Source organism: Komagataeibacter xylinus NBRC 15237, from assembly GCF_001571345.1.
GTDB classification, from domain to species: Bacteria; Pseudomonadota; Alphaproteobacteria; order Acetobacterales; family Acetobacteraceae; genus Komagataeibacter; species Komagataeibacter xylinus.
On sequence record NZ_BCTP01000039.1, the window covers coordinates 19,205 to 27,703 of the forward strand.

General features: G+C 60.4%; 10 protein-coding genes and 1 pseudogene. 10 read left to right on the forward strand and 1 reads right to left on the reverse strand.

The features are described 5' to 3' along the window. The first annotated feature begins 39 nt into the window (after nt 1-39). From GXY01S_RS19020 to GXY01S_RS19030, 9 genes are read left to right on the forward strand one after another with little or no spacing between them, the layout of a single operon-like run. Nucleotides 40-264 (forward strand): hypothetical protein, encoded by a 225-nt coding sequence (locus GXY01S_RS19020; RefSeq protein WP_255210442.1) that lies wholly within the window; start codon nt 40-42, stop codon nt 262-264. Continuing rightward, nucleotides 264-512, forward strand: coding sequence for an IcmT/TraK family protein (gene icmT / locus GXY01S_RS12950; RefSeq protein WP_025440148.1), 249 nt, complete (start codon nt 264-266; stop codon nt 510-512). Before GXY01S_RS19020 ends, icmT begins: the two co-directional genes overlap by 1 nt. Then, nucleotides 509-931: a hypothetical protein gene (locus GXY01S_RS12955; RefSeq protein WP_061275712.1), complete on the forward strand. Its 423-nt coding sequence runs from the start codon at nt 509-511 to the stop codon at nt 929-931. Before icmT ends, GXY01S_RS12955 begins: the two co-directional genes overlap by 4 nt. Continuing rightward, nucleotides 928-1,437 (forward strand): lytic transglycosylase domain-containing protein, encoded by a 510-nt coding sequence (locus tag GXY01S_RS12960; RefSeq protein ID WP_061275714.1) that lies wholly within the window; start codon nt 928-930, stop codon nt 1,435-1,437. Before GXY01S_RS12955 ends, GXY01S_RS12960 begins: the two co-directional genes overlap by 4 nt. Further along, a complete protein-coding gene (locus GXY01S_RS12965; protein ID WP_061275716.1) occupies nt 1,434-2,615 on the forward strand; it encodes a secretion/conjugation apparatus DotM-related subunit in 1,182 nt (393 codons plus the stop codon). The genes GXY01S_RS12960 and GXY01S_RS12965 overlap by 4 nt, the downstream gene beginning before the upstream one ends. Then, nucleotides 2,590-3,195 carry a hypothetical protein gene (locus tag GXY01S_RS17290; protein ID WP_082770870.1) on the forward strand — a complete coding sequence of 202 codons (606 nt, stop codon included), beginning with the start codon at nt 2,590-2,592 and terminating at the stop codon, nt 3,193-3,195. The genes GXY01S_RS12965 and GXY01S_RS17290 overlap by 26 nt, the downstream gene beginning before the upstream one ends. A 3-nt stretch (nt 3,196-3,198) precedes the next feature. Next, nucleotides 3,199-5,541 (forward strand): type IV secretory system conjugative DNA transfer family protein, encoded by a 2,343-nt coding sequence (locus GXY01S_RS12970; protein ID WP_061275718.1) that lies wholly within the window; start codon nt 3,199-3,201, stop codon nt 5,539-5,541. Continuing rightward, nucleotides 5,538-6,233, forward strand: coding sequence for a DUF1173 family protein (locus GXY01S_RS19025; protein ID WP_255210443.1), 696 nt, complete (start codon nt 5,538-5,540; stop codon nt 6,231-6,233). The genes GXY01S_RS12970 and GXY01S_RS19025 overlap by 4 nt, the downstream gene beginning before the upstream one ends. Nucleotides 6,234-6,280: 47 nt before the next feature. Beyond that, nucleotides 6,281-6,847, forward strand: a complete 567-nt coding sequence (locus GXY01S_RS19030) for a DUF1173 family protein (RefSeq protein WP_255210444.1) — start codon at nt 6,281-6,283, stop codon at nt 6,845-6,847. Between the two features lie 121 nt (nt 6,848-6,968). Here GXY01S_RS19030 and GXY01S_RS18690 read toward each other — a convergent pair whose 3' ends face one another. Continuing rightward, a complete protein-coding gene (locus GXY01S_RS18690) occupies nt 6,969-7,217 on the reverse strand; it encodes a hypothetical protein (protein WP_174520969.1) in 249 nt (82 codons plus the stop codon). A 755-nt stretch (nt 7,218-7,972) separates the two neighbouring features. Between GXY01S_RS18690 and GXY01S_RS12980 the strand changes: the two are divergent. Continuing rightward, nucleotides 7,973-8,499, forward strand: a pseudogene (locus GXY01S_RS12980) (Fic family protein); the annotation flags it as partial.

Sequence of the window (8,499 nt, forward strand, 5' to 3'; positions counted from 1 at the left end):
CTCGCTCAGGCGCTCCGGTTCTGCATCAACCAGCGCCTTGTGCCCCGAAAGGGCGGCGGGCGTGTTGCGATCCGCGAATTCCTCACTTTCGATCGTGATCTGCGCCGCAAGCTCACCCGGACCGAGCCGACGGACTGGCCCGACGTAGTGGCCGACGCGGTCGAGGCGCAGGGCCAGTCTTTCGGAAAGGCCATCCGCAAACTGCTCGATGCCGATCTGATCACCGAAGACACCGCTCTGGCGGAAGAAAGGAGAGACGCGTGATGTGGCGTGCAACGGCCTATCCTGTCCGGGTTTTCATTCTCGATGCCCGCAGCTGCTTTCCCATTCTGATCTCCGTGACACACTGGAGCCTCACCACCCTGCTGATCGGGGTCTTCGGCGTGGTGTTTTTCGGCACGATCTCGTTTTTCGGGCTGACGCTGCCGGCCGCGATACGCTCCATACGACGCTTCCTCATCGGGCCGGTCCGCACCGCCCTGCCGACATGGCAAAGGAGGCGGTTCTCATGAGCACGATCGATCTGGCGGCGATCAGTGCCGCGCAGACACGGCTTCTGGCCGAGATCGGCAAGCCGATTGAACTGCTGGACCGTAGCACCCGAAAACGGGTGGTCGTACCACCGGCCGACGCGGCACACCCTGAAGCCTATCTGCCCGTTTTCCTGATCAGTGCCGAAACCCTGTGGCTGGAACTGACAGGGACGGGCTTTGCCCTTGATGTCAGCAGGACGCCCGACAGCGCGCTCGGCTATGCCGTCCGCAAGGTGCGCGCCGGTTCATTTACGGTCGTGATGTTATGTCTGATCGATGTCACGATGAGGCTTGCGGAGATGGACGACGCGCTGGTCCTCAATCATCTGATCGACTTCTGGGGCGAAGCCCATGGCCGGATCGCTGATGTCGCGCCGACCCTGCAGGGGGCGACATGATCCCCCGCCTCGCTCTGGCGGCACTCGGGGTATTTCCCCTTTTTGCCGCCAGCACGACCGCCCGCGCCGCGAGCATCCAAGAAGATGGCCGCCAGATTGCAGCCTGTCTGGAGGCTTCGGCAAAAATCTCCGGTGTGCCCCGTGGCGTGCTGCTCGTCCTCCTCTATGTCGAGGCCGGCCGTCCCGGAATGGTCAGCCCGAACAGTAACGGCACGGCGGATCTCGGGCCGATGCAGGTCAACACGACATGGGTCGATCGCATCGCGAGGCGATGGCACAGCACGCCCGCGCAAACATATGCGGCGCTGCGCGACAGTTCGTGCGCTAATATCGAAGCAGGCGCCTGGATCCTTGGTCAGGCGATGCACGAGGCACACGGCGACCTCTGGCAGGCCGTGGCATTCTATCACTCTCATACCCCACGCCATGGCAACGCCTATCTCCGGCGTTTCTACGACATCGCCCTCACGATGATGGCCAGAAACCGCGGGGACGATCGTTCATGAGCACGAGCCGTGTCCCATGGTCATCCAGCGATGACTATCTGCTCTTCTCCTCGATCATCATCATCGTCGGGGTCCTGCTGTTTAGCTACATGGCCTGGAGCCTGTGGCATACGCAGATCACGGCCTTCTATCTGCGGGCCATGCTGGGGCAGATCAACCTGCTGCATACGTCTAATCCCGACCTGATGCGCCTGCGGTTCCAGTTGCAGGCCGCGCAATATCGACCGGACCTGGTGCGGGCGATCCAGCTTTATTATGGCTTTGCGATCCTGGGCAATGCCCTGAAATGGCCGGTGGCCATCGTGATTGCCCTCATGGGCGGGTTATGCATGTGGCGTGCTGCCCCCGGCCGTTTTGCAAAAGCGCTCGATCTGGAAGGTCTGATCGCAGTGCAGGCAGAAATGTTTCCGACACTGAAAGGCTTCGTCCGACGCCGACTGGACAGACTTGTAACGCCCACGGATGGTAATCCCCTGCCCGCAGACCCGGCCCTGACACGTGCCGAATGGGGCGCGCGCTTCGCTGTCGATGCACAGGACCGCTACAGTGAAACCGGCGCGCTCGAGGCGTTCACACGCCAGTTGGGCCGCCACTGGTCCAGCATCAACGCCGCATCCCCTGTCGAACAGGTGCTTCTCGTTGCCTTTGCGATGCACTACCTCCAGAGGCGCCGGGAAGCCCTCGCCCTGCTTGGTGAACTCTCTGCCGGTCTGGCCGACGTCGGCCTTGATGGTCCCCATGGTCCGCTGGCGCCGCTCACGGTGCCAGAGTCCGTTGTGCGAAGCGCCCGCTCTGCCCTGCAGGACAAGGAAATCACAAACTGTATCGATACGGTCTGCGAGCGCAGCGGATGGAGCGTGACCGCGCTCATGACCCTGCTGCACGAAGCCCGGCGTCAGGCGGGCGTACTCGCGCCCTCCTCATTCGCCATCGTGAAACTTATCGACCGATCACTGTGGTACGCGCTGCACTCACTCGGCTTTCCTGCTGAAATCCCGGCCGAAGACCTTCATCCCAATCCCCGCATCGAGGCCGCTGGCGCGCGTGCGCACTGGAGCGAAGAGCGGCGCTACCAGCGTCCGATTTACATCCCTGCAGTTGAGAACGCACTCGCCATCCTGCGCCCGATGCCCGAAGCACAAGGATCTTCCCATGACCCGTATCATCCTGCACGCTGATGGCCGGGCGCCCATCACCATTGAACTCGACGGGACAGGCTTACAGCCGCTCCATCTCCATCTCGGATCTGATTTCGGACAGATGAAGACACGTGATGCAGCAGCGACTTTACCAGAAGCGGCAGTAGCACGGCGTTGGCACCTGAAAAAGGCATTGCCCGCGCTCATCGCTGGAGGACTGGCCGCCATCCTGATCATCGGCACACGTCAGGCCATGGTTGCCGACCGCGCTGTTCCCGACACGGGGCCCGCTGGCATGCTACGACCGCCTGCAATTCTACCCCCACTCTCCGGCTCGCCCATGACGGACGAAGGCGCGCCAGGGGTCAGCTCAACCTATGTCCCGGGTGCGCGCATGCCGGTCGATGGAAATGTGGTCGGCAATCCCGACGGTCACCCGGCGAGCGCGGAAATCGATGCCGCACGACGCATCATGACGCAGCGGCCTGTCGTCACTTATCCGCAACCCCCAGGTGGCGCGCAGACAGCGCCGACGGCGCCGGTTTCCCCCACGGCACCAACCGCTCCCGTGGCGCCTACGATCGGCACCGGAAAATCTCCTTTCGGTCTGGAAGACTGAAGCATGGTGAAGCGCAAGATCGGCGGACCGCAGGTCCACCAGCAACTGAGACACGGCTCCACCTATCGCGACACGCGTCCCTTCACGGTCCGGATCGCCGAAGAGCTGCAATCCAGCAGTTCCGGGTTTGCCCTCATGATTCTGGCAGGGCTCAGCGTGCTGGTTCCCGCGATCGTCGGGATCACCTTTCCCCTCGCCCTCTGCCTGACGCTCTGGGTCATGACCCGCCAGCCCGTGCTGCCTTTTCATCTGCCCAGGTATTGCGGACTGAAGGATAAACACGATCTTGATCCCAAAACCCGTCGGCCGCGGGCGGCGGCAGGCATCATATATCTTGGAACGGACGGACTGACCGGCCAGCAACTCTGGCTTTCATCCGACGCGGGACGCCAGCACGCCGCCGTGCCCGGCACAACGGGTGCAGGCAAAACGACATCCGCCATCTCCCTGCTGGCCAATCCTCTCGCGCATGGATCTGGGTTCATCCTGATCGACGGCAAGGGTGACAACACGGTCCACGGCGATGTACTGGCGCTCGCCCGCCGCTTCGGGCTGGACGACCAGGTGCTCAATCTCAATTTTCTGACCGCAAGCGGCATCCGCCAGTCCAATACGTTCAATCCGTTTGCGACCGGCAATGCCGACGCCATCCGTGAAATGCTGGTCAGCCAGCTTGGTGAGCCGTCGAGCAACGACGCCAACGGCGTCTTTCGGGACCGTGCTGTCGGCCTTGCCGGCACGATCGCGCCAGTGCTGACCTGGATGCGCGACACCCACGGCGTGCCGATCAACATCGAGACCATGCGCTACGCCATGGAACTGCGCTGGATCGGCACGCTGGCCCGGCATCGCGTATTCCTGATCCGCAATCCCGGCTCCGATCACCCCATCGAGATCAGCGTTCCCGAAATTCCCGACGATATCCTCTATCCAGCCCAGGCCTATCTGGGCGAACTGCCGGGGTATGATTCCTCGCTGGCGTGGAATGAGCAGAAAGAAAACAAACCGAGCGAGCAGCATGGCTACGCCAAGATGTATTTCACCCGGGTCTTCACGCAGCTTGGCGTCAGTCTCGGGCATATCTTCCGCGCCCAGACGCCCGACATCGATATGCGCGATGTGGTGCTGAACCGCCGCATTCTCGTCGTCACGCTGCCCGCGCTGGAGAATTCCTCGGATACGCTGGCCGGACTGGGCAAGATCGTGGTCGCGGCCGGTCGCGGCGTCATGGCCCAGCTTCTTGGCGCCCGCCTCGACGGCCCCGCCGAGCAGGTCTTCAAGCTCAAGGCAGGCAGCGGCGACGCGCCGTTCCATTTTTTCTACGATGAACTCTCCGCCTACGTCACGGACGGCATGGACCGGCAGCTGGCCATGGGACGCGGCCTGAACTGCATGTTCTGGCTGGGGTTTCAGGATCTTCCGGGTCTCACGACACGCATCGGCGACAAAGCCTTTACCCTGCTCGGCAACGCCAACCTTACCCATGCCATGCGCCTGCAGGATGCCATGCGCACGCGCGAGTGGATCGAAAAGCAGTCCGATCGGATCGAGGTCAGTCAGGCCACGCATTTTGAAGGCAACTCCGCGGGAAGTTACCGGGAAGGACGGGGTGCCGAAGTCCGGGAAGTCGCCCGTATTCCCTGGGCAGACCTTCAGTCGCTCATCGAGGGCGAGGCCATAACGATGTATGCCGGTCGCATCGTCCATTCGAAGACGTTCTTTGCCGCCGTCAATGGGCGGTCAGGCGCGATCCGCATGGCCCAGCCGGTCATGCTTGCAGCGCCGCTGGACCTGAATCGGGTGCCCCCGGACCAGCAGTTGCTCGCCCTCCTCGCGACGATCGAAGGCGGCCTGTTTCAGTCTGAACTGACCACGGCACACGACGAGCCGGATGTTCACGCACTCCAGGAAGCAGTCGACCGCCTCGGTTCAGGTTCTCAAGACATCCTGCGCAATTTTGCACAAATTGGTGCAGCAGTCGCCGCCACACCACGCCGGGTTACGACCGCCAATGACGATGAAGGGAATGAACACGCAGCCAGAACAGACATGCTGACACCATTTTCCTATATGCTGCGTGACGCTACCTCCACCCCGAAACCCGGTTTTCAGACACAACCCCGCACTATACCTCCCATCGACGGTCACCTGCTTGGACGCCTGGAGGCTATTGAACGCTGCGTGGACCGGCAGCCAGGTGTAGCCCGGCGTCAGGCACGGCTTATATTGGGTGTCAGGGACGCGATGACAAAAGGCGCACCGAAGGAGAGCGCGGCCAGCACCGGGATGACCGAAAAGGAAATCCTCGCCCAGATCAGGATATTGCGAGAAAAAACCTCGGCATGACAAGCACGATCATCATCCTTCCTGGCGGGGAAAGGTTCCAGCTCGAATGGCGCCGGACTGACCCGGAGCGCTGGGAACGCCGCCTGAAGGCAAAATATGATGAAAGCCGGAGCGCGGAGCGTTCTGACAAGGCACGATGCCTGTGCCAGCATCGCGGGGCCGCACTGCCTCTACAGATCCGTTACCGGGCGGACAGTCACAGTTATCACCTCGCCGTCTGGCCAAATGAAGGGCCGCTGCACGAAAAGACATGCCCCTTCTACAAACCTGATCCGGAAAAAAGTGGGCGCGCCAGCTATGTAAATGGCGTAATTCGCGAGGGTGAGGATGGGGATGTCGCCGTGACCCTGTCGATCGGCCTGCGCCGCAAGGGACCACCCCGGCCAGTCGATGACACGCCGCTGCCTGCTTCAGATCGGCCCGGACAGGCGCGACAGCGTCGAATGACGCCTCTCGGGCTGCTCCATCTCCTGTGGGAACGGGCGGGGCTGACCGAATGGCGACCGCAATTTGCCAGACACCGCACACCGACGGTTGCCCTGGGCCGGATCGCCTCTGCCGGAACCCGGATCCGGGCGCAGGGCAGACTGATCTCCGATCTTCTATGCCCTGTTGCCCAGGGCATGAAAGGTTCGGACGGCGTCTCCATGCCATTGTCCGGACGGAAGGAAAGGAAAACCATCTGTTCCTGATCGGGTTTGTGGAGGCTCTGGAACCAGATCCCAGGGACAATTTCACCATGACCCTGAGCGGCCAGCGCGACGGTTACCGCTGCTTTCTGACAGTGCCTGCAGCCGAGAGGAACCGTCTTGTCCGGTCGCACCAACTGGCGGCAGCCACGCTCGCCCAACCTGCAGCAACGCGGCAGGCGCATGTTGTAGCGCTGCTCTATGTGACGGCACGAAACATCGTAGCCCCCAATAGCCGATGGACGGGCTGGATCCAGGCGGAAGTCAGGACCGGTGCCCTGATGACCGTCTCTCGCAGCATGCTGCCGTTCGAAAGCAGTCATGAACTGGCCGTAGCCGACGCCCTCGTGGCGGCAGGCCGAGCATTCGAAAAACCACTGCGTTTCGACGCGGAACGGAATCTCGTTTTCCCCGACTTCATCCTGCAGGACACGGCACGGAGTGCCGGATATCCAATGGAAGTTTTCGGCCGTACGGACGAAGCCTACACTGCCAGACGAGCCGGGAAGGAAAACTACTACAACATGACTTTCGGCGCAGGCGGATGGTGGTCATGGGATGCAACAACGGCAAGCCGGATTCCAGCCTTTCCGCCCGCGAGAAAGGAGCGACGCTGAGCTGATCACGCCAGACAATGCATTTCATCCGGCTTAACTGGGCTCCAGACTTTGTCGACGCAACCGAACCCTATCGGGACCACATCATTGGACACCGCGCATGGAATGAGAAATGCGGGTTTCATCCAGGACGCTGATATGAAACATCGAGACTTCTGCGGTCTGCAGCATTATAATTAGAGACATGAAGACGAACTCCCGTCAGGTTGTTTTGGCAGCAATCAGAAAGCAGACTCTTGCGAACACCAGGAGCAAACAGGCTGCTCATGCGGCGCTTCAGCGAATGGGAATTATTGATCACAAAGGCGAAGTGACGAAAGAATACACGCGTGACCCGCGCGTCGAAGGGATGCTTCGAGCGTAACTGCATGGACGGCTCTCCACACATTTTTTATGTCCGATTATCACGGTTGTTCTGAAGAAGGCCGTCGAAAACTGATGATGATTGGCTTGAACCTGGTTTCTACATCCGGGAGTTCGATCCAATGCGGGCACAGAAATGGGCACACCAGAAACAGCGCAAAGTGTAGCTTCCAAGTTTCTGATCCGGTCACCTTATACGGCAACGGCCGAGGTTGTCCGCCAGTTCCAGATCGCCCAGAATGAGACGGGCAGGCCAACATCGACCATAGATCCCACCCTGTCGGCGTTGAGCTTCTTCATCACCCGGACACTCACCTGATCTTGCGCATCGGCTACTCCAGATCAAACGGGACAAGGGTGCACGATACCGGAACACCCTGCTTCCGGCAGACCTGCCGTCCTTGCTGCAGGAGTGGTAAAGGCCGAACGCCAGCAGGACGTGATGCATTCTGGTAGCTGGCTTTTCCCCAGGCAGGACATCATGAATCCCATCGGCACACGGCAATTACATCGCATGTTTGTCGCTCCGGCACGGGCAGCTTCGATCACCAGACATATGGGGCCGACAAAGGCAAACCCACTTATGTACGACAATGAAGACCGCCTGGATCTGGCTGCGTCCGAACATGGCAGTCAGAGTTGCTGGACAATACGCGCAGCTAAGGCTGTTCATATATATATTTTTTTACACAAGACACCGTTTATATGCGATTTTAAGCATCAATAAACGGTTTTGGACAATTCAGCAGGAATTTAATTCCAATGGCAGACCCGATCGGCGGCATGTGGCTCGCACTGAAATATGATGCAGAGCCATTCGGCGGACTGGCTGTCAAAAGCCAGCTTGGAAGTCGCCGGGCGAGCAGTCATCATAATTTATACAGCATCGAGACGTATCCCGAAAACATGCGTCCGACCGACGCCGCAGCCGCGCATCTGCAGTTTCATCTGCGACACGAACCCACCAGCCTTGAGTTGCTGGCGCGCGTCTTTGCGAAGACCGGACCAAGTTTTGTCCAGGAGTGGATAAACAATGCACCGACCGGACAATATGCCAGACGGGCATCGTTTCTCTATGAATTCGTCACCGGACAAACGCTCCTGCCGCCAGTCGACCTCGGCGGCAACTACGTTTCCGCCCTGGATGCATCTTTTCAGGTAACAGCTTCTCCGGACAAGATGAGCAACGTCAGCAGATGGCGCGTCCGTGACAACATGCCTGGGAACCGCTTTTTTTGTCCCTTTATCCCGCTTTCCAGTCAACTCAAGACGGCTGCGGAGATGGACGT